The sequence below is a fragment of the Streptomyces sp. NPDC110618 genome, from assembly GCF_055657065.1.
The window spans coordinates 117,269-136,594 of the sequence record NZ_JBVKBN010000010.1 but is presented as its reverse complement, the minus strand read 5'-3'; the positions used below and the strand labels follow the sequence as shown (position 1 = coordinate 136,594).

Sequence of the window (19,326 nt, the reverse complement as noted above, 5' to 3'; positions counted from 1 at the left end):
CTCCAGCGAGACGCACCGTCTTGTCAACCTGATAAATTCGGGCCCATGGCCAAGAACGTCGCCCCCGACTCCACCCGCCGCAGCGCGAAGTCACGCCGCGCCATCTACGACGCCGCCCTCGCCCTCGTCGCGGAGGTCGGGTACCCGAAGACGACCATCGAGGGGATCGCCGCCCGCGCCGGAGTCGGCAAGCAGACCATCTACCGGTGGTGGTCGTCCAAGGCCGAGGTGCTGATGGAGGCCTTCCTCGACCTCGGGGAGCAGGCCGGGGGAGAGTCGTCCGGCATCCCCGACACCGGCGACCTCGCCGCCGACCTCAAGGCCGTCCTGCGCGCCACCGTCGACGAGCTGAAGGACCCCCGCTTCGAGGCACCCTCACGCGCCCTCGCCGCCGAGGGTGTCGTCAACGAGGAGCTGGGCCGGAAATTCGTCGAGAAGCTGCTCGAACCCTCGCTCCAGCTCTACGTCGCCCGACTGCGCTCCGCCCAGGAGGCCGGGGACGTACGCCCCGACATCGACCCCCGCATCGCCCTCGAACTGTTCGTCTCCCCGCTCGCCCAGCGCTGGCTGCAGTACTCCGGGCCCATCTCCTACGAGTACACCGACACCCTCGTCGACTACGCCCTGTACGGACTCGCGCCCCGCTGAGTGAGGCAGCGCACACCATAAATCGTGGCAAAGCGTGCGATGACGGTTGATCCCCGCCTCGTCCCACCTACCCCTGTTGTCTGCTACGGCCCCCCGGAGCGCGCGATGGTGGGACCATAAGGCATGCTGTTCCGCACGACAGCGAGGCGAGGGGATAGATGAGCGCGGAGTTCGGCGACCGGAGTCTGACGGGCAAACTCTCGCGGTGGCTGCGCCGCCGCCCCGAGCAGGCCGCCGACGACGGCGGCCGAGAGGCCCTGCTGCTCGCCGCCGCCTCCGCCGGACTGCCGCTCGCACCCGCCGCTCACCCCGCCCCCGGCTACGGCTGTTCCTGCGACCGCGTCGGCTGTCCCACCCCCGGCCGGCACCCGGTGTCGTTCGCCTGGCAGACGCAGTCCACCACCGACCACGCGCAGATCGAGCGCTGGGCCCGCCACCAGCCGCAGGCCAACTTCATCACCGCCACCGGCATGACCCACGACGTGCTCGACGTCCCTCTCGACGCCGGCCGCGAGGCCCTCGACCGCCTCCTCGAAGCGGGCGTCGACGTCGGACCGGTCGCCGAGAGCGACGACGGCCGCATGCTCTTCTTCACCCTCACCCGGGGCACCCCCGAGGACGAGGACGAGTGGTGGCCCTGCGAGCTGGACTGCCACCCCGAGACCATGGACGAGCACCCGGGCCTGCGCTGGCACTGCCGCGGTTCCTACGTCCTCGTACCGCCCGCCCGGCTCCCCGGCGACGACCAGGGCGTGCGCTGGGTACGCGGCCCCGAGCATCCGCTGCCGGACCCGCTCAGCCTGCTGGAGGTCCTCACCGACGTCGGCGCCCGCCACGCCGGCCAGGACAGCGACGACCACGCCCACACCGCCTGGCCCACCCGGCGCTGACCCGGCGGCGCTACTCGCCCTTCGCGCCCGTCAGACCCTCGATCCGGCCCAGTACCGACACCGTGTCCGAGCCCCGCATCGGGTCGAGCGCCACCTCGTTGGAGACGAACTCCATCGTCAGCGACTGCTTGATCTCGCCCTTCGTGAGCGCCCGCACATTCTTGTTCGGGGCCGGCACCGAGGTGCCCGGGGCGGCCGTCTGCTTCTGGAAGTGGCGCGTGGTGAAGAACACCAGCGCCCCGCCGTCCGCCGTGCGCAGCGCGAGCGGCGCGTAGTCGCCCGCGGTGAGCGGTTCGTCGATGTACTGCGTGACCAGACCCGGCCGTTCGGCGTTCTGCTCGCGCTTCTCGCGCCAGCCGGAGGTGTGGCTGCCGTCCGCGAAGGTCCGCCCGCCGTCCTTGAGGTAGTCCGTGTAACGCTTGCTCAAGTCCTGCGGCGCTATGGCCAGTTCGGCGGTGTTGGGGTCCACCGCCTCGGCCCAGCCGTCCGTGTCCTTCTTGAACTCCGGCAGATCGTCCGGCGCCACCAGCGTCAGGTACGCGACCTCCCACGGCGCGTCCAGCGCGTCCCGGGTGAACACCAGCAGCCACCGGGAGTCACCGCCGCGGTTGCCCTTGGCGTTGGCCAGGAACCAGCGCGGCCAGCCCGGCTTCTTCGGGATTGTGAACTGGGCGTCCGTGAACTCCAGGGGCGAGTGGGCGGAGTTGCCGCCCGGGTTGTTCGCCCGGCCCGCCTTCAGCCGCGCCTCGTCGATGTCCCCGAGGGCGCCGGTGACATGGTCGGCGTCCAGGGAACTGTCGTACGCCTTGTCGGCCGCGTTGTAGGCGGCCGTGAACTCCTTCAGGGCCTCGGCGGCCTCGGCCCGGGTGGCCGCGGGGATCATCTCGTTCTCCCCGTGGACCACCACGCACCCGCTCGCCGTCAACGACAAAGCGGTCACGGAGGCCGCTACCAGCATCCTCCGGTCAAGACTGCTCAGCCTGCGAGGGCCGCGATCCGTGCTCATCGGGTTGCTCCACCTTCCCCTTCCCGGAGGCGAACCCTACCGGGGCGAGGAACAGCGCGAGCGTCGGGACCAGGTACAGCAGCCACACCGTGACCTGGAGAACGGTCGGATCGGGCTGGAAGTTGAACACGCCCTTCAGCAGCGTGCCGTACCAACTGTCCGGCGGAATCGTCCCGGTGATGTCGAAGGCCTTGTCCGTCAGACCCGGCAGCCAGTCGGCCTCCTGCAGGTCGTGGAAGCCGTACGCCAGCACGCCCGCCGCGACCACGACCAGCATGCCGCCGGTCCAGGTGAAGAACTTCGCCAGGTTGATGCGCAGCGCGCCCCGGTAGAACAGCCAGCCCATCAGCACCGCGGTGGCCAGGCCGAGGAGCGCCCCGATCACCGGGTCCGAGGAGCCCTCGCCGGCCGCGCGCACCGACGTCCACACGAACAGCGCCGTCTCCAGGCCCTCCCGGCCCACCGCCAGGAACGCCGTGGCGACCAGGGCGCCGGTGCCGATCTCCAGGGCGGCGTCCAGCTTGCCGTGCAGTTCGGCCTTCAGGTGCCGGGCGGTGCGCCGCATCCAGAACACCATCCACGTCACCAGGCCGACGGCGAGGATCGACAGGGTGCCGCCGAGCGCCTCCTGCGCCTCGAACGTCAGCTCCTGGGAGCCGAATTCGAGGGCGCAGCCGAAGCCCAGGGCGAGCGCCACCGCGATGGCGATGCCGGTCCACACCGGCTTCAGCGCGTCCCGGCGGCCGGTCTTGACCAGGTAGGCGACGAGGATGCAGACGACGAGGCTGGCCTCCAGCCCCTCGCGCAGGCCGATCAGATAGTTCGCGAACACGGTCCTACGCCTTTCCCTCGAACAGTGCCCGGCCCCACCAGTCGTCCTTGTCGCGGACGCCGGGCGGGATGGCGTAGACCGCCGAACCCACGTGCTGGATGTACTCGTTGAGCGCGTCGGTGGCGAGGCTGCGCTGGATGGGGATGAAGCCCCGGCGCACGTCCTTCTGGTACGCGAGGAAGAACAGGCCCGCGTCCAGGCGGCCCAGTCCGTCGGTTCCGTCGGTGAAGGAGTAGCCGCGGCGCAGGATCGTCGCCCCGTCGTTGGAGTCGGGGTGGGCGAGCCGGACGTGCGCGTCGGGCTTCATCGCCTTCAGGAACGGCTCGTCGCGTTCCTTGGCCTTGCCGACCGGGGCGCCCTCGCCCTTGTCGCGGCCGAAGATGTCCTCCTGCTCCTGCAGCGAGGTGCGGTCCCAGGTCTCGATGTGCATGCGGATGCGCCGGGCCACCAGGTAGGAGCCGCCGACCATCCAGTCCGGCCCGTCCTTCTCGCCGACCCAGACGAACTTCTCCAGCCGGTCCGTCTCGGTGCCCGCGATGTTGCGGGTGCCGTCCTTGAAGCCCATGAGGTTGCGCGGGGTCTGCTCCTCCGGGGTGGTGGAGGAGGTCTTGCCGAAGCCGAGCTGAGACCAGCGGATGACGACCTTGCCGAAGCCGATGCGGGCCAGGTTGCGGATGGCGTGCACCGCGACCTGCGGGTCGTCCGCGCACGCTTGGACGCACAGGTCGCCGCCGCTGCGGTCGCGGTCGAGGTTGTCGCCCGCGAACTTGGGCAGGTCGACCAGGGCCTCGGGGCGGGCGTCGGCGAGGCCGAACTTCTCGAACAGGGACGGGCCGAAGCCGATGGTCAGGGTCAGCCGCGAGGGCTTCAGGCCCAGCGCCTCGCCGGTGTCGTCCGGCGGCGCCTCGGGCAGCCCGCCGAACCCGCCCTCGCCGACCGCCTTTCCGGCCGTCATGCGGCGGGCGGCGGCCGTCCAGTCCTTCAGCATCGCCACGAACTCGGCCCGGTCCTCGGTCTGCACGTCGAACGAGGCGAAGTGCAGCCGGTCCTGCACGGGGGTGGCGATGCCCGCCTGGTGGGCGCCGTGGAAGGGCACGGCGCCCCCCGGCTCGGGGGCGTCCTCGCTGGTGCGGGCCATGGCGACGGCACCGCCGGCCGCGGCGGCGCCGAGCGCGAGCCCGGCGCCGCCCCAGCCGAGCAGGGCGCGGCGGGAGGGGGATTCGGAGGTCATGAGGTGCCCCTACTTGGTCACGACGGCGGCGGCGAGCTTGGAGAGCGGCTCGGCGAGCGCGTTGACCGCGTCCGACAGCTCCTTGCGGTCGGCGGCGCCGACCTTGTCGTAGGAGGTGAACTCGTAGGAGTCCTTGTCCGCGCGGTACTTGTCGAGGAGCGCGTCCAGGGCCGCGAACTGCTTGTCCAGTTCGGTGGTCAGGGCGGCGTCGTTCTCCTGGGCGACCGGCTTGAGCAGCTCGTAGGACTTCTCGGCGCCCTCGACGTTGGCCTTGAAGTCGACCAGGTCGGTGTGCGAGTAGCGCTCCTCCTCACCGGTGACCTTGCCGGTGGCGACCTCGTCGAGGAGTTCCTTGGCGCCGTTGGCCATGGAGGTCGGGGTGATCTCGGCCTTGCCGACCCGGTTCTGCCAGTCCTTCAGGTCCGTGATCAGCCGGTCGGCGAGCTTCTTGTCCTCCCCGGTGATCTTCTTGTCCTTCCAGAGGGACTTCTCCAGCCGGTGCCAGCCGGTCCACTCCTGGTCGCCCTCCAGGCCGTCCTCGCGGAGGTCGACCTTCGGGTCGATGTCACCGAAGGACTCGGCGACCGGCTCGGTGCGCTCCCAGCCGATGCGGGAGGGCGCGTACGCCTTCTTCGCGGCCTCGACGTCCCCGTCCTTGACCGCCTTCGCGAAGGCCTCGGCGAGCGGCAGGGTCTCGTCGGCCTGCGCCTGCGCGTACTGGCGGTAGGCGGCGACGGCCTTGTCCAGCCGCGGGTCGCGCTTAGTGGCGCCCTTGCCGGTGGCCTTGACGGACTGCCGGATGCCGTCGCCCTTCATGCCGGGCTTGCAGGCGATCTGGTAGTCGCCGGGCTTCACCTCGGCGGTGACGCGCTGCTTGGTGCCGGGGCCTATGTTCTCCCGCTCGGTGACGACCCGGTCGTCGGGGAAGAGGATGTAGACCTCGGTGACCTTGGAGCCCTTGTTCTCGATCGCCAGCTCGACGTGCCCGGCCGGGAACTCCTTGGTGGAGACCTCGCACTTGTCGTCGGTCGCGGTGACCTGGACGACTCCGTCGCCGTCGCCGCCCTTCTCGGTGCAGCCCGTCACTGCGGTGAGGGCTGCCGCTACGGCGGTGGCGGCGAGGGCGGAGAGTCTGGCGGGGCGCATGAGGGCTCCTGTGAGTGACCGGATGATTACCCTCACGTAAAGTGAGGCTTACCTAACGTACTCGGCGTGTCTCAAAAGAAGTGCCTTGATTTGGTCAAGGGCGGCCATGGGCACGCCAAAGGGGAGTCAAAGATTCCTCCGAGGAGTGACGAGGATCCCACCCGTCCGCGGGTGCGGAAGCACTTCCACGGGCTGGTCGTACACCTCGGACAGCAACTCCTCGGAGAACACCTCCTCGGGCGGCCCGTCGGCGGCGACCCGGCCGCCGCGCAGGATCGCCACCCGGTGGGCGTAGGCGGCGGCCAGGCCGAGGTCGTGCAGGACGACGACCACGGCGTCCCCGGCCGCCGCGCGCTCCCGGCACAGCCGCAGCACCAGTTCCTGGTGGCGCAGGTCCAGGGCGGCGGTGGGCTCGTCGAGGAGCAGCAGCGGGGCGCGCTGCGCGAGGACCCGGGCGAGGGCGACGCGGGCGCGCTCACCGCCGCTGAGCGCGGAGAAGGGGCGGGCCGCGAACGCCGCCACCTCGGTGCGCCGCATCGCCTCGGCGACGGCCGCGTCGTCGTCCTCCAGACCGAGCGCGGCCCAGGGCGCCCGTCCCATCCGTACGACCTCCTCCACCGAGAAGGGAAAGCTCAGCGCGGACGACTGCGGCAACACCGCGCGGCGCAGGGCGAGTTCGGGGGCGGACCAGTCGGGCGCGGGGCGCCCGTGAATCCGTACGACACCTTGCGCGGGCGCGATGTCGGCGGCCAGCGCGCCGAGCAGGGTGGACTTTCCGGCCCCGTTGGGCCCGACCAGCGCGAGCACTTCGCCCGCGCGGACGGCGACGTCGACGCCGTGGAGGACGTCGCGGGTACCGAGCCGGACGTGGAGAGCCTCGGCCTCGGCGAGGGTGGCGCCGGGGGAGGCGGGAGGTGGGGGAGTGGGGCGGGAGCGGAGCAGTCGCATGGGAGGGCCTTCCGGAGCAGGGGAAAAGGGACTGAGGGACGCACGGTGAGGCAGGCACCCGCAGGGCGCGGGGAACTGCGCGACCAGCCCCCCGCCGGCACCGCGGACGGCACCCGACCTCTACGCCCACCCCCCGTGCCGCCGCCGGGTCCGCCTCAGCAGCCAGAAGAAGAACGGGCTCCCCACCAGCGCCGTGAGCACCCCCAACGGCAACTCCGCCGGCGAGGCCACCGTGCGGGCCGCCAGATCCGCCGCCAGCAGCACCACCGCCCCCAGCAACGCGCTCGCCGGCACCAGGAACCGGTGCCCCGGCCCCGCCGCCATCCGCAGCAGATGCGGTACGACCAGACCGACGAAGCTGATGATCCCGGAGACGCTCACCGCCGCCGCCGTGAGCAGGGCGATGACGAACACCAGCGTGATCCGGAGCCGTTCGACGTCCACCCCCAGATGCCGGGCCGGACGCTCACCCAGTGCCAGCAGGTCCAGGCGCCGGGCGTACAGCGGGGCCACGACCAGCCCCAGCGCGGCACACGGCAGCACCGCCAGCACCTTCGGCCAGGTCGCCTGCGACAGCGAACCGAGCTGCCAGAAGGTGATCTGCTGGATCGCCGCCGCGTCCGCGAAGAACAGGAACAGCCCGATCACCGCGCCCGCGAAGGCGTTCACCGCGATACCGGTGAGGATCAGCGTCACGACCTCCGTGCGGCCCCCGGAGCGGGACATGAGGTGGACGAGGAGCACGGTCGCGAGGCCCGCCACGAACGCCGCCACCGAAACCGTCCACGTGCCGAGGAAGTTGAGCCCCAGCGCGATCGACGCCACCGCTCCCACCGCCGCGCCCGAGGAGATGCCGATGACGCCGGGCTCGGCGAGCGGGTTGCCGAACACACCCTGCATGAGCGCGCCCGCGCACCCGAGGGAGGCCCCGATGAGCAGGGCGAGGACGATGCGCGGGAACCGCACGTTCCACAGCACCGACTCGGCCACCCGGTCCAACTCCGTTCCGCCCAGCCCGATCCGGTGCTGCACCGAGCCGAGCACATCGCCGACCGGCACCGGATAGGCCCCGATCCCCGCGGCGACCGGCACCAGGACGAGCAGGGCCACGACCAGTCCCGCGGTCACCAGCCAGGCGGCCGTACGCGGCCCGCGGCCCGGTGTGCGGGTGGCCTCGGGGGCGGGTGCCGCCTTCTCCAGTACGGTCACGCGGCACCGCCCTCGTAGAGCTGCTCGACGACGGAGGCCAGCACCTGGTCGGTGCGCGGACCGTAGTTGAGGAGCACACCGTCCTCGACGGAGACGATCCGGCGGTCCATCCCGGCCGGGGTCTGCGCGATGCCGGGGATCTTCACCAGTCCGTCGACCCCGCCGACCGAGTCAAGTCCCTTGCTCATCACCAGGATCGCGTCCGGGGCCGCCTTCACCAGCGCCTCGCTGGTGATCGCCGTGAAGTCCTTCGTGAGCCCCGACGCGGCGCCCGCGTCGATCCCCCCGGCCGCCTCGATCAGCGAGGTCGCCCCGGATCCCTTGCCGCCGATGAGGTATACCGAGGCGGAGCCGCGCAGGTAGAGGAAGGCCACCCGGGGCCGGTCGCCGGAGCGCGGAACATCCTTGCGGACGGCGGCGATTCGCTGCTCCGAGCGCTCCGTCAGCCGCTTCCCGGCGTCCGGTACGCCGAGCGCCTCCGCGACCGCTCCGATACGGGTGCCGACGTCGTCGAGGCCCTGCGCCGGGTCGACCACGAGGACCGGCACACCCGCGGCCCGGATCTGCGCCATCGCCTCCTCGGGGCCGGTGCTGGTCTCCGCGATGACGAGGTCCGGGCGGAGCGAGAGCACGCCCTCGGCGGAGACGTCGTGGCCGCGGGTGACCAGGGGCAGGTCCTTGGCCTGCTCGAAGGTGGCGGTGACATCGCGGGCGACGACCCGCTCGCCCAGCCCGAGCGTGAAGACGATCTCGCTGAGGCTGCCGGACAGCGGCACGATCCGCTCGGCCCGCTTCACCGTCAGCCGCTTGCCGTCGGCGGATCCGACGGTGACCGGCAGCTTCGGGCCGGGTGTCGGGGAGAGGGGTTCCACGCGGTCGGCGGCCCGCTTCGGGGCCTTGTCCGCCGCCGCCGAGGTGCCCTGGCAGGCGGTCGCGGTGGTCAGGGCGAGCACCGCGAGGAGCGCTCCCGCCAGTCGTGTGCGCAGGCGTCGCACGGTCGGCCCTTCCTCTCCGCGCCCGTCTGACGTGCGCTTTTCCTCTGGGTGAGCTGTGAGTGAGCTGTGTGCGGGGGTCCGGTCTGTCCTCCGAAGCCCGTCGTAGTTTAGGTTAGCCTTACCTCACCTGGCCAGGAGTCATCGGGTCCCGGCCGGATCGCGCTGTCCCTGGAGGTCACCCATGTCCCCACCCCTGTCGAGGCGCCTGTACGGCCTGCTCGCCGCGCTGTTCCTGGCCGTCACCGGGGCGCTGCTCCCGGCCGCCGAGGCGCACGCCGCGAGCCGTCCGGTGCAGGGCGGACGGCTGGACTGGGGCATCAAATCGTCCTTCCAGGCCTATGTCACCGGCCCGGTCGCCAAGGGCAGTTACTCGCTGACCGGCGGCGCGGCCACGATCGGCGGCTCCGGCTTCCGGTTCCACTCGGCCACCGGCACCTACGACGGCGCCACCGGCGCCTTCACCGCGTCCTTCTCCGGCGGCGTCCGCTTCCTCGGCCACCGCACGGACTCGGGGACCTACCAGCTGGACCTCACCATCAGCCGGCCCACCGTCCGGGTCTCAGGGTCCTCCGGAACCCTGTACGTGGACATCACCAGCAAGGCGAAGGACACCGGGACGGTCACGACGGCCGCCCAAGTGCCCTTCGCCGCCCTCTCGCTGGGCGGCATCAACATGCGCGGCGACGGCGACCGGGTGGTTCTGAACAGCCTCCCGGCCACCCTCACCGCCCAGGGCGCCCAGTCCTTCGCCGGGTACTACACGGCGGGGACCGCGCTGGACCCGTTGAGCCTGTCGGCGGACGTGCGGCCCGCCGCGGTCGTGTCGAAGTCGCCCACGCCGACCGCCTCCAAGTCCCCCGAGAAGAAGCGGACGTCGGACACCGCCATCAAGGACGGCGCCGTCGACTGGGGCGTGCGCCGCACCTTCCGGGAGTACGTCACCGGCGACATCGCCCGAGGGAAGTGGACGCTCTCCTCCGGCGCCCAGGACGGCGGCGCGCTGTTCCGCTTCCCCCAGGGCGAAGGGACGTACGACAAGGGCGAGTTGACCGCCCGCTTCCGGGGCGCCGTCCGCTTCACCGGCCAACAGGGCCTCGATCTGCGGCTCGACGACGTCCGGGTCGCCGTCGAGGACGGCAGGGGCACCCTCTACGCCGATGTGAAGAGCCCCGAATTCAGCGGCGGGAAGGTCCCGTTGGTCACCTTCCCGGCGAAGAAGCTCAAGGCGGAGAAGGGCCTGGTGCGCCTGACCGAGGCACCCGCGAAGCTCACCGCGCGCGGCGCCAAGGCCTTCGGCGGGATGTACCAGGCGGGCGCCGAGATGGACCCGGTCTCCCTGGCCGTCGCCACCACCAAGAGCGCCGAACTGCCCGCCCTGCCCGACCTCGGCAGTGACATCGAGGCGAGCGAGTCACCCACGCCCAGCGCCTCACCCGAGCCCTCCACCGAACCCGTCGCGAGCGCCACGGACGACGACGAGGGCGGCACCTCCGCCGCCCTGCCCCTCGGCCTCACCGCCGGCGGACTGGCCCTGGCGGCCGCCGCCACCGTGCTGATCGTCCGCCGCCGACGCGCGAACTGACCCACACCCACCCCCGAAGGAGACCCCCGACCATGCCCATCAGAGCGCAGCGCCGTCCCCTCGCCCTCGCCGCCGCAGTCGCCACCGCGGCCGCCCTCGGCGCCACCGCCCTCACCGCCACCACCGCCTCGGCCGCCGAAGTCCCGCTCAGCGGCTACGAGTTGACCTGGGGCATCAAGCAGTCGTACCGCACGTACATCACCGGCATGGCGGCCGGCACCTTCACCCCCGCCGACGGGGCCTCGCAGGCCGCGGACAACGGCCCGTTCACCTTCGTCGACGGCACCGGCACCTACGACTCCACCGCGCACACCCTCGACCTCGGCTTCCAGGGCAGCCTGAAGATCAGCTCCCCCGCGCACCGCTTCGAGTTCACCCTCTCCGACGTGCGGTTCGACAGCGCCGACGCCGAGATCACCGCCGATGTGACCAAGGACGGCACGACCACCCAGGACGTACCGCTCGCCGATGTGACCGTCACCCGCTCCATGAAGGACATGGCGACCACGCTCACCGAGGAGGCGGCGGATGTCTTCGGCAGCGCGGGCTACGCCGGGGCGGCGGGGGACCCGCTGACCGTCGTACAGAAGCAGGAGACCCACTCCCCGACCCCGACCCCGACGGCCACCCAGACCGAGACGGAATCCCCGGAGCCGACGGCCACCCCGTCCGCGACGCCGAGCACGACGCCGAGCGCGACCCCGTCGGCGTCCGCCTCCACGAGCCCGTCCCCTTCCGCCGAGCCCTCCACGGAGCCTTCCCCCGCGCCCGCCGTCGGCGACATCGTCGACGGCACCCTCGGCTGGGGCGTCAAGCAGTCGTTCCGTACGTACGTCGTGGACGGCGTCGCGAAGGGGAAGATCACCACCTCCGGCGGGGCGAGCCAGGCCGCGAACAACGGGGCGTTCACCTTCGTCGACGCGACCGGCGCGTACGACACCGACAAGGACACCCTCAGCGCCGCCTTCAAGGGTGCCGTCAACTTCAAGGGCCACGAGGAGAACGGCGAGTACGGCCTCGATCTGACCCTGACCGGCCTGGAGGTGAACCTTGACGGCGGTACCGGCGAACTCACCGCCGACGTCACCAGCCTCGGCAAGACCAGCAAGGATGTCGTCCTGGCCGAACTCGACGCCGACACCGACGACTTGAAGGCCAAGGACGACGTCATCACCCTCGACGACGTCAAGGCCACGCTCACCGCGGCGGGCGCGGAGGCGTTCGGCGGCTTCTACTCCGCCGGGGCCGAACTCGACCCGGTGGATGTGCGGGTGGCCCTGAGCGAGGACGCGGACCTGCCGGGCGGCGGCGGTGACGACGACAGCGGCCAGGGCACCTCCGGCGGCACCGGTGGGAGCGGAAGCGCGGGCGGCACCGGCTCCACCACCGGCGGCGTGACCGGCGGCCTCGCCGCCACCGGCTCCGACGTCCCGGTCGCGGCCCTCGGCACGGCGGCGGCGCTGACCGTAGCGGCGGGCGCGGGTGTGGTGTTCGCGATGCGCAGGCGGCGTACGCAGGCATAGGAAGTGGGCCTGAGAAGCAGGCGCAAGACTGGCCCCATGGACAGGGGCCACAGGGAAGCACTCGGGCAGGGACGGCTGGTACTGCGGGTACAGGGCCGTCCCGGCCCTCCGCCGTTGCGGTTCGAGACGGCGGGCCGCGCACGGATGCTGCTGCGGCAGGGCGAACGCGTCCTGCTGCTGGGCCGCGCCGACGGCGAGGGCTGCTGCCGGGACCTGGCGCTGCACCGCCTCGACGGCTACCGCTCCCCGCTCCCGCCCATCCGCTCGGCCCTGGCCCGCGACCCGGGCAACTGGCCGCACCGGTACGCGAGTTGGCTGGAGGAGTCGACCGGCACCCCGCTGCACGACGGGCGCTGGCAGCTCGGCGAGCGCCGCGCGTTCCCGCCGTACGTGTGGGGTGACGAGGAGTTCGTACGGGACTGGCCGGGCGGCAGCCTCGCGCTGTACTGCGGGGGCGGCTGGAACGGCGTCCTGCCCCTGCGCCGCCTCTCCGCGCCGGACGCCCCGCGCGTGAAGGCGTACCGCAAGCAGGCCGCGGACGGCACGCTCGCGCCGGTCCTGCTGTGGTGGGTGGCGTTCCTGGACGGCTGGCTGCTCCTCGACGGCCACGACCGCGCGGTGGCCGCGCTCGCGGAGGGACGGACGCCGCCGTGCGTGGTGCTGACGCGGGTCGCGGACGACGAGGTGTGGCGGCGCGAGTTCACCGCGATCACCGAGGGGACACCGCACACGAGGCATATGACCCCCGCATACGGGGACACCCTGGCCGGTCTGCCGTACGAACCGGCCAGCACCCGCACCTGGCCACTGCCCGGCGGCGCCCCCGCCTGGGAGGACCTCGCAGGACAAGCGGTGTTTCAATACCCCCGTGACTGACTACGACGTGCTCCGGGTCTTCTGCGGACCGCGCGGAGGATACGGCAACGAGCTGGGCGTCGTCCGGGACGGCCGGGTGCTGCCGGAGCCGGACGAGCGGCAGGCCTTCGCGGCGAAGCTGGGGTTCAGTGAGACGGTGTTCGTGGACGACCCCGAGCGCGGCGTCATCGACATCTACACACCCAGCGTGCGGCTGCCGTTCGCCGGTTACCCCTGTGTCGGCGCGGCCTGGCTGCTGGACGTGCCCGAGCTGGTCACCCCGGCCGGAGTGGTCGGCGCCCGGCAGGACGGGGAGTTCTGCTGGATCGAGGCGCGCGCGGAGTGGGCGCCGCCAAGGACGCTGCGGCAGTACGCGACGGCCGCCGAGGTCGACGAACTGACCGTGCCGCCGCCCGGGGAGTGGATCTACGCCTGGGCGTGGGAGGACGAGGCCGCGGGCCGGATCCGCGCCCGGGGCTTCCCCGGCCGGGGCGACGGCGTCGAGGAGGACGAGGCCACCGGCGCGGCGGCGATCCTGCTGACGGACCGGCTGGGCCGCGCCCTGAACATCACCCAGGGCACGGGCTCCCAGCTCCTGACGGCACCGCAGCCCGGGGGCTGGGTGGAACTCGGGGGACGGGTCTACCTGGAGCGCTGAGCCCGCGGACCAACGGCGCTCACGCCGACAGCGGGAACTCCTCGCCCAGCGCCCGGAACACGGCCGTGTTGAGCGCGAACGCCTTCTTGCACTCGCCCACGATCCGCTGCTTCTCCAGCTCGTCCGCCCGCACCCCGTCCAGGAGTTCGCGGTAGGCCCGCTTGAAGGCGGCCGGGTTGGTGATGCCCTCGAAGACGTAGAAGCGGACGCCGTCGCCCTTCTTCTCGAAGCCCCAGGTCCTCTCCGCGCGGTCGCGGATGATCTGGCCGCCGGAGAGATCGCCGAGGTAGCGGGTGTAGTGGTGGGCGATGTAGCCCGCGGGCCAGGTCTCGGCGCACTCCCGGACCCGGTCGGCGTAGGCGCGGGTGGCAGGGAGCGCGGTCACGCCCGCCCGCCAGCGCGGGCCGCGCAGATGCGCCAGGTCCCGCTCCAGGGCCTGGAGGCGGTACAGCTCCGGCCGGATGAACGGCCCGGCCACCGGGTCCGCCGCCAGCCGCTCGGCGTGGCTCTCCAGTGCCTCGTAGACGAACCACAGCTGCTCGGTGTAGCGCGCGTAGGCGTCGACGCCGAGGCGACCGCCGAGCAGGTCGCTCATGAAGGTGGAGGTCTCCGCCTCCACGTGCTGCTCGTGGGAGGCGGTGCGGATGACGGTCGAGAAGGAGTCCATGCCGACCATCCTCTAAGGTAAGGCTTACCTAAGTCAATAGGTTGCCGACGCGCTGTCGGTAAAAGCGTACGGAAAAAGACCCGCCCCGGCAGTGGGACGGGCCTTCCGTAACTGTGTGCGCCTACGGGAGCGTCAGGATGTCCGCGCCGGTCTCCGTCACCACCAGCGTGTGCTCGAACTGCGCGGTGCGCTTGCGGTCCTTGGTCACGACCGTCCAGCCGTCGTCCCACATGTCGTACTCGTGGGTGCCCAGGGTCAGCATCGGCTCGATCGTGAAGGTCATCCCCGGCTGCATCACCGTCGTGGCGTGCGGGCTGTCGTAGTGCGGGATGATCAGGCCCGAGTGGAACGAGGAGTTGATCCCGTGGCCGGTGAAGTCCCGGACCACGCCGTACCCGAAGCGCTTGGCGTAGGACTCGATGACCCGGCCGATGACATTGATCTGGCGGCCCGGCTTGACCGCCTTGATGGCCCGGTTCAGGGACTCCCGGGTGCGCTCCACCAGCAGGCGGCTCTCCTCGTCGACGTCGCCGACCAGGTAGGTGGCGTTGTTGTCGCCGTGCACACCGCCGATGTACGCGGTGACGTCGAGGTTGATGATGTCGCCGTCGCGCAGCACCGTGGAGTCCGGGATGCCGTGGCAGATGACCTCGTTGACGCTGGTGCACAGCGACTTGGGGAAGCCGCGGTAGCCGAGCGTGGAGGGGTAGGCGCCGTGGTCGCACATGTACTCGTGCGCCACCTTGTCCAGCTCGTCCGTGGTCACCCCGGGCGCGATCAGCTTCGCCGCCTCGGCCATCGCCCGCGCGGCGATCCGTCCGGCGATCCGCATCGCCTCGATCGTCTCGGGGGTCTGCACCTCGGGCCCGGTGTACGGGGTCGGCGCGGGCTTGCCGACGTACTCGGGACGCCGGATGTTTCCGGGCACGGAACGGGTGGGAGACAGCTCCCCTGGTACGAGCAGCGACTGGCCAGACATGCCAGGGAGTCTAACGAGCCGCCGTGGGGGAACATGTCGGTGGCGAGAGGAGCGGGACATGGCCCTGTTCAAGAAGCGCACGGTGGGCAAGCCGGGCGAGTGGTACTACTGCCTGGAGCACAAGAAGGTCGAGGAGGGGCCGGACTGCCCCGGCAAGGACCGGTTCGGTCCGTACGCCTCCCGCACGGAGGCCGAGCACGCGATGGAGACCGCCCGCGAGCGCAACCTCCAGTGGGAGAACGACCCCAAGTGGCACGACGCGCCGAAGGGTACGGACGAGGACTGATCAGGCCTCGGCGGCGGACGCCTCGCGCTGGGCGCGCACGCTCCTCGCGTGCTCGCTGGTGCGGGCGTCGTACGTCATCAGCTTCGGCAGGCACAGGGCCAGCAGCCCGATCGCGCCGGCGCACAGCAGACCGCCCGACCACACCGACGCCCGTACGCCCCACCAGGCGGCGAAGCCGCCCGCCCGGACCTGGCCGAGGGTCGGTCCGACGGAGTACGACAGCAGCTCGATCCCGGCGAGACGGCCGCGCAGCTCGTCCGGGATCGTCTGGTTCCACAGGATCCCCCGGTAGATGCCGCTGACCATGTCGCAGCCGCCCGCGACGGTCAGGAACAGCAGCACCAGCCACACATCGCCGACCATGCCCGCGCCCGCGATCGCGACGCCCCACAGCGCCGCCGCCAGCACCACCATCCGCCCGTGCCGGTGCACCCGCCCGGTCCAGCCGCTGCTCACACTCACCAGCAGCGACCCGAACGGCACCGCCGCGTACATCAGTCCCAGCGACCACTCGGCGTCCAACTCGTCGGCCAGGAACGGCAGCAGCGCCAGCGGCATCGCCAGGAACATCGCCGCGAGGTCGATGGCGTAGGTGCCCAGCAGCTCCTTGCGGTTCCAGGCGTACCGGGCGCCCTCCCAGATGGCCGCCAGCGACGGTTTCGCCGCCTCGTGCGAGGGCGGGGAGGGGGCCAGCGGGAGGATCAGGACGACCGAGACGACGAAGGTCAGCAGATCGGCGGCGTACGCCCACCCGAGGCCCGCGTACGCCACGACCAGGCCCGCCACCGCCGGACCGGCGACGCCGCCGACCGTCCAGCGCAGGGAGTTCAGCGAGGCGGCGGCCGGCAGGTGCTCGTGCTTCACGATCCGCGGCCACAACGAGTCCAGCGCGGGCCGCTGCACCGACACCAGCGCCGAGGACAGCGCGGCGACGACGTACAGCGGCCAGACGGCGGGCTCCGGCATCAGCGCGTTCACCAGCAGCGCGGCACTCAGCACCCCCTGCCCCGCCTCGGTCCACACGATGAGCCCGCGCTTGTCCAGCGCGTCCGCGAGAGCCCCGCCGTACAGCCCGAACACGACCAGCGGCACCAGCTCCACGGCCCCGATCGCCCCGACGGCCGCCGCGGACCCCGTCAACTCCTTGATCTGGACGGGCAGTGCGACGAACGTCAGGAAACTGCCGAAGTTGGAGACCAGCCCCGACAGCCACAGCCGCCGGAACTCGGCGGACGCACGCCAGGGGGTGAGATCGGGGAGGAGGGAGGCCACGAGGGGTCATCGTGCGCGGGACGGGAGACCGGGGCAACTGTTTTTCGGTCGGGCCCGTCACCATCGCGCCGGAGGCGGCGCCGTCAGATGGTCCGCCAGCGTCGTCAGACGGTCCCGCCAGCGGCGCGGGGAACGGGGCGAGGGGAGGCAGTTCTCGCCGGCCGCCGCGCTCACCAGGTGCTGGACCGTGTCCAGGTCCAGGTCCGTCGTCTCCGGGACCGGGAGGGCCTCGTGGGACATCGTCACCAGATCGCCCTCGTCGGGGCCCAGGGCGAGGACCGTGGCCCCGGAGCGGCGGGCGTCGTGGATGTGCTCCAGGAGGGTGGGGTCCGGCTGGTGGGGGGCCACGACCAGGAGGGTCTCGCCGCGTCGGGCGGCCGCCAGGCGGCCGAGGCCCACCGCCAGGTGGGCCGGGTCCGTCGGCCGGGGGGCGTGCCGCACCAGGGTGGGCGTCAGTTCGGGGGTTCCCGACCACGCCGCCTCGTCGACCAGGTGGGCCGCCAGATGCCACGGCTCGTGGGCCGGGGTGCCCACCAGCAGCAGGCCCCCGCCGTGGGACACCACCGAACCCCGCAGCACCCCGGCGAACCTCCGCGTGGCCCCCAACCACTCGGTCCCGGCGAGTACTTCACGCAGCAGCGCGACCCGTACGGCATCCATGGGCCCGCATCCTGCCGCACCGGCCGGAGCGACACGGCCGGTTCCGGTGGAATTCGCCCGACCTGGGCAATCGGGGCCCCGCGCGGCACCCGTAAAGTCGGGCCATGACCTCTACCGACAGTGCTGCACAGAAGGCCCCCGCCAAGGACCCCTGGGACCTGCCCGACGTCTCCGGGCTGGTCGTGGGCGTGCTCGGCGGGACCGGGCCGCAGGGCAAGGGACTGGCCTACCGGCTCGCCAAGGCCGGCCAGAAGGTGATCATCGGCTCGCGCGCCGCCGACCGCGCGCAGAGCGCCGCCGAGGAGATCGGCCACGGCGTCGAGGGCGCCGACAACGCCGAGTGCGCCCGCCGCAGCGACATCGTCATCGTCGCCGTGCCGTGGGACGGCCACGGCAAGACGCTGGAGTCCCTGCGCGAGGAACTCGCCGGGAAGCTCGTCGTCGACTGCGTCAACCCGCTCGGCTTCGACAAGCAGGGCGCCTACGCCCTCAAGCCCGAGGAGGGCAGCGCCGCCCAGCAGGCCGCCGTCCTGCTCCCGGACTCCCGGGTCACCGCCGCCTTCCACCACCTGTCGGCCGTGCTGCTCCAGGACCCGGAGATCGACGAGATCGACACCGACGTCATGGTCCTCGGCGAGGCCCGCGCCGACGTCGAGATCGTCCAGGCCCTGGCGAGCCGCATCCCCGGCATGCGCGGCATCTTCGCCGGCCGGCTGCGCAACGCCCACCAGGTCGAGTCCCTGGTGGCCAACCTGATCTCCGTCAACCGGCGCTACAAGGCGCACGCGGGACTCCGCATCACGGACGTATGAGGGGATGGGGGACACTGGAGGGCGTCGTACCGCAGTGTCCCCCGACAGGAGCCGTCCACCATGCCCCGCCTCGCCCTCTACGCCCTGGTCGTCTGCGTCCTCGCCGTCGTCGCGGCCGTCGTCTCCTTCGTGCAGGGCAGCTGGCTCGGGATCGTCTGGGTCCTGCTGGGCGGACTGTCGTCCAACATGTGGTGGTACTACGTCAAGCGCGACAAGGCCCGCCGCGCGTCCGTCACGGGCTGACCGAGCACACCGGGCTCTCGCCGCGCCAGAAGCGGTACAGGTCGTAGCCGCAGTACGTGTCGAACTCGTCCACCCCGAGCCCGCGCAGGATCGCGTCCACCAGGTCGAAGAACGCCGCGTTCACCCCCGGCAGCCACAGCAGCGCGAACACGAACAGCAGACCGAACGGCGCGAACGGCTCCACCTGGCGGCGCAGGTTGTGCGACAGCCACGGCTCGATCACGCCGTAGCCGTCCAGGCCCGGCACCGGCAGGAAGTTCAGGATCGTCGCCGTGACCTGGAGCAGCGCCAGGAAGGCGAGCGCGAACCGGAAGTCGGCCGGCACACCGTCCAGCGCGTCCAGCCAGAACGGCGCCGTGCACACCGCCGCGAACAGCAGGTTCGTCAGCGGGCCCGCCGCCGAGATCAGGCTGTGCTTCCACCGCCCCCGGATCCGCCCGCGCTCGATGAACACCGCGCCGCCCGGCAGACCGATGCCGCCCATGATCACGAAGATCACCGGGAGCACGATGCTGAGCAGCGCGTGCGTGTACTTCAGCGGGTTCAGCGTCAGGTAGCCCTTCGCGCCGACCGTGATGTCCCCGCTGTGCAGGGCGGTCCGGGCGTGCGCGTACTCGTGCAGGCACAGCGAGACGATCCAGGCCGCCGTCACGAACAGGAACACGGCGACACCGGGCTGCTCGGCGAACCCGGTCCAGGTGGCCCAGCCCGTCACCGCCGTGACGGCCAGGATGCCGGCGAAGACCGGGCTCATCCTCCGGTCGCCGGGGCGGGCGTCGGTGACGGTCATGCTGCTCCCTGGGCTGGTCGGCACGCGGTACTGCCGCCCGACGGTACCGGGCGCAACGGGAAAACGTCTCGCGGTCGGGCGCCGGTTCCGGAGA

The 19,326-nt window shown here is 71.9% G+C and carries 21 protein-coding genes; 9 read left to right on the top strand and 12 right to left on the bottom strand.

The window, feature by feature from the left end; translation table 11 throughout:
• Positions 1-45 precede the first annotated feature (45 nt).
• Both ACZ7L7_RS19045 and ACZ7L7_RS19040 read left to right on the top strand, forming a co-directional pair.
• Positions 46-648 carry a TetR/AcrR family transcriptional regulator gene (locus tag ACZ7L7_RS19045; protein WP_285515688.1) on the top strand — a complete coding sequence of 201 codons (603 nt, stop codon included), beginning with the start codon at positions 46-48 and terminating at the stop codon, positions 646-648.
• Between the two features lie 158 nt (positions 649-806).
• Positions 807-1,538 carry a bifunctional DNA primase/polymerase gene (locus ACZ7L7_RS19040; protein WP_472076574.1) on the top strand — a complete coding sequence of 244 codons (732 nt, stop codon included), beginning with the start codon at positions 807-809 and terminating at the stop codon, positions 1,536-1,538.
• Positions 1,539-1,548: 10 nt separating this feature from the next.
• On the opposite strand, the gene ACZ7L7_RS19035 is transcribed toward ACZ7L7_RS19040, so the two are convergent.
• From ACZ7L7_RS19035 to ACZ7L7_RS19005, 7 genes are all read right to left on the bottom strand, one after another.
• On the bottom strand, positions 1,549-2,544 hold the full coding sequence (locus tag ACZ7L7_RS19035; RefSeq protein ID WP_285515686.1) for an SCO2278 family lipoprotein: 996 nt from the start codon (positions 2,542-2,544) through the stop codon (positions 1,549-1,551).
• Positions 2,504-3,376, bottom strand: coding sequence for an iron uptake transporter permease EfeU (gene efeU, locus ACZ7L7_RS19030; protein ID WP_453605245.1), 873 nt, complete (start codon positions 3,374-3,376; stop codon positions 2,504-2,506). The genes ACZ7L7_RS19035 and efeU overlap by 41 nt, the downstream gene beginning before the upstream one ends.
• A 4-nt stretch (positions 3,377-3,380) precedes the next feature.
• Positions 3,381-4,607: an iron uptake transporter deferrochelatase/peroxidase subunit gene (gene efeB, locus ACZ7L7_RS19025; protein WP_285515684.1), complete on the bottom strand. Its 1,227-nt coding sequence runs from the start codon at positions 4,605-4,607 to the stop codon at positions 3,381-3,383.
• A 9-nt stretch (positions 4,608-4,616) separates the two neighbouring features.
• Positions 4,617-5,753 carry an iron uptake system protein EfeO gene (gene efeO, locus ACZ7L7_RS19020; RefSeq protein WP_093723042.1) on the bottom strand — a complete coding sequence of 379 codons (1,137 nt, stop codon included), beginning with the start codon at positions 5,751-5,753 and terminating at the stop codon, positions 4,617-4,619.
• A 126-nt stretch (positions 5,754-5,879) separates the two neighbouring features.
• Positions 5,880-6,701 (bottom strand): heme ABC transporter ATP-binding protein, encoded by an 822-nt coding sequence (locus ACZ7L7_RS19015; protein ID WP_285515682.1) that lies wholly within the window; start codon positions 6,699-6,701, stop codon positions 5,880-5,882.
• A gap of 120 nt (positions 6,702-6,821) precedes the next feature.
• A complete protein-coding gene (locus tag ACZ7L7_RS19010) occupies positions 6,822-7,910 on the bottom strand; it encodes a FecCD family ABC transporter permease (protein ID WP_472076571.1) in 1,089 nt (362 codons plus the stop codon).
• Entirely contained in the window at positions 7,907-8,905 is a 999-nt protein-coding gene (locus tag ACZ7L7_RS19005; protein WP_453605238.1) for a heme/hemin ABC transporter substrate-binding protein, read from the bottom strand. Before ACZ7L7_RS19005 ends, ACZ7L7_RS19010 begins: the two co-directional genes overlap by 4 nt.
• Positions 8,906-9,086: 181 nt before the next feature.
• Here ACZ7L7_RS19005 and ACZ7L7_RS19000 point away from each other — a divergent pair, with 181 nt between their 5' ends.
• Genes ACZ7L7_RS19000 through ACZ7L7_RS18985 form a run of 4 tightly spaced genes read left to right on the top strand, consistent with a single transcriptional unit; the run spans position 9,087 to position 13,523 of the window.
• Entirely contained in the window at positions 9,087-10,487 is a 1,401-nt protein-coding gene (locus tag ACZ7L7_RS19000) for an HtaA domain-containing protein (RefSeq protein ID WP_285515680.1), read from the top strand.
• Between the two features lie 32 nt (positions 10,488-10,519).
• Positions 10,520-12,010, top strand: a complete 1,491-nt coding sequence (locus ACZ7L7_RS18995) for an HtaA domain-containing protein (RefSeq protein WP_472076569.1) — start codon at positions 10,520-10,522, stop codon at positions 12,008-12,010.
• 36 nt (positions 12,011-12,046) lie between these two features.
• Positions 12,047-12,886, top strand: coding sequence for a hypothetical protein (locus ACZ7L7_RS18990; protein WP_472076567.1), 840 nt, complete (start codon positions 12,047-12,049; stop codon positions 12,884-12,886).
• Entirely contained in the window at positions 12,879-13,523 is a 645-nt protein-coding gene (locus tag ACZ7L7_RS18985) for a PhzF family phenazine biosynthesis protein (protein ID WP_285515677.1), read from the top strand. The genes ACZ7L7_RS18990 and ACZ7L7_RS18985 overlap by 8 nt, the downstream gene beginning before the upstream one ends.
• A 19-nt stretch (positions 13,524-13,542) precedes the next feature.
• Here ACZ7L7_RS18985 and ACZ7L7_RS18980 read toward each other — a convergent pair whose 3' ends face one another.
• Together ACZ7L7_RS18980 and map are read right to left on the bottom strand one after the other, a co-directional pair.
• On the bottom strand, positions 13,543-14,190 hold the full coding sequence (locus ACZ7L7_RS18980; protein WP_285515676.1) for a biliverdin-producing heme oxygenase: 648 nt from the start codon (positions 14,188-14,190) through the stop codon (positions 13,543-13,545).
• A gap of 121 nt (positions 14,191-14,311) precedes the next feature.
• On the bottom strand, positions 14,312-15,169 hold the full coding sequence (gene map / locus ACZ7L7_RS18975; RefSeq protein WP_285515675.1) for a type I methionyl aminopeptidase: 858 nt from the start codon (positions 15,167-15,169) through the stop codon (positions 14,312-14,314).
• Positions 15,170-15,227: 58 nt separating this feature from the next.
• Here map and ACZ7L7_RS18970 point away from each other — a divergent pair, with 58 nt between their 5' ends.
• On the top strand, positions 15,228-15,455 hold the full coding sequence (locus ACZ7L7_RS18970) for a hypothetical protein (protein ID WP_285515674.1): 228 nt from the start codon (positions 15,228-15,230) through the stop codon (positions 15,453-15,455).
• Here ACZ7L7_RS18970 and ACZ7L7_RS18965 read toward each other — a convergent pair whose 3' ends face one another.
• Positions 15,456-16,727 carry an MFS transporter gene (locus ACZ7L7_RS18965; RefSeq protein ID WP_453605229.1) on the bottom strand — a complete coding sequence of 424 codons (1,272 nt, stop codon included), beginning with the start codon at positions 16,725-16,727 and terminating at the stop codon, positions 15,456-15,458.
• A gap of 57 nt (positions 16,728-16,784) precedes the next feature.
• Positions 16,785-17,387: a hypothetical protein gene (locus ACZ7L7_RS18960; protein ID WP_285515672.1), complete on the bottom strand. Its 603-nt coding sequence runs from the start codon at positions 17,385-17,387 to the stop codon at positions 16,785-16,787.
• A gap of 104 nt (positions 17,388-17,491) precedes the next feature.
• On the opposite strand from ACZ7L7_RS18960, the gene npdG reads away from it, so the two are divergent.
• Entirely contained in the window at positions 17,492-18,199 is a 708-nt protein-coding gene (gene npdG, locus ACZ7L7_RS18955; protein WP_285515671.1) for an NADPH-dependent F420 reductase, read from the top strand.
• A gap of 60 nt (positions 18,200-18,259) precedes the next feature.
• The gene (locus ACZ7L7_RS18950) at positions 18,260-18,442 is read left to right on the top strand and encodes a hypothetical protein (RefSeq protein WP_285515670.1); all 183 of its coding nucleotides are present in this window, start codon (positions 18,260-18,262) and stop codon (positions 18,440-18,442) included.
• Here ACZ7L7_RS18950 and ACZ7L7_RS18945 read toward each other — a convergent pair.
• Positions 18,432-19,232 carry a site-2 protease family protein gene (locus ACZ7L7_RS18945; RefSeq protein WP_285515669.1) on the bottom strand — a complete coding sequence of 267 codons (801 nt, stop codon included), beginning with the start codon at positions 19,230-19,232 and terminating at the stop codon, positions 18,432-18,434. The two genes, ACZ7L7_RS18950 and ACZ7L7_RS18945, sit on opposite strands and share 11 nt — an antisense overlap.
• Positions 19,233-19,326 lie beyond the last annotated feature (94 nt).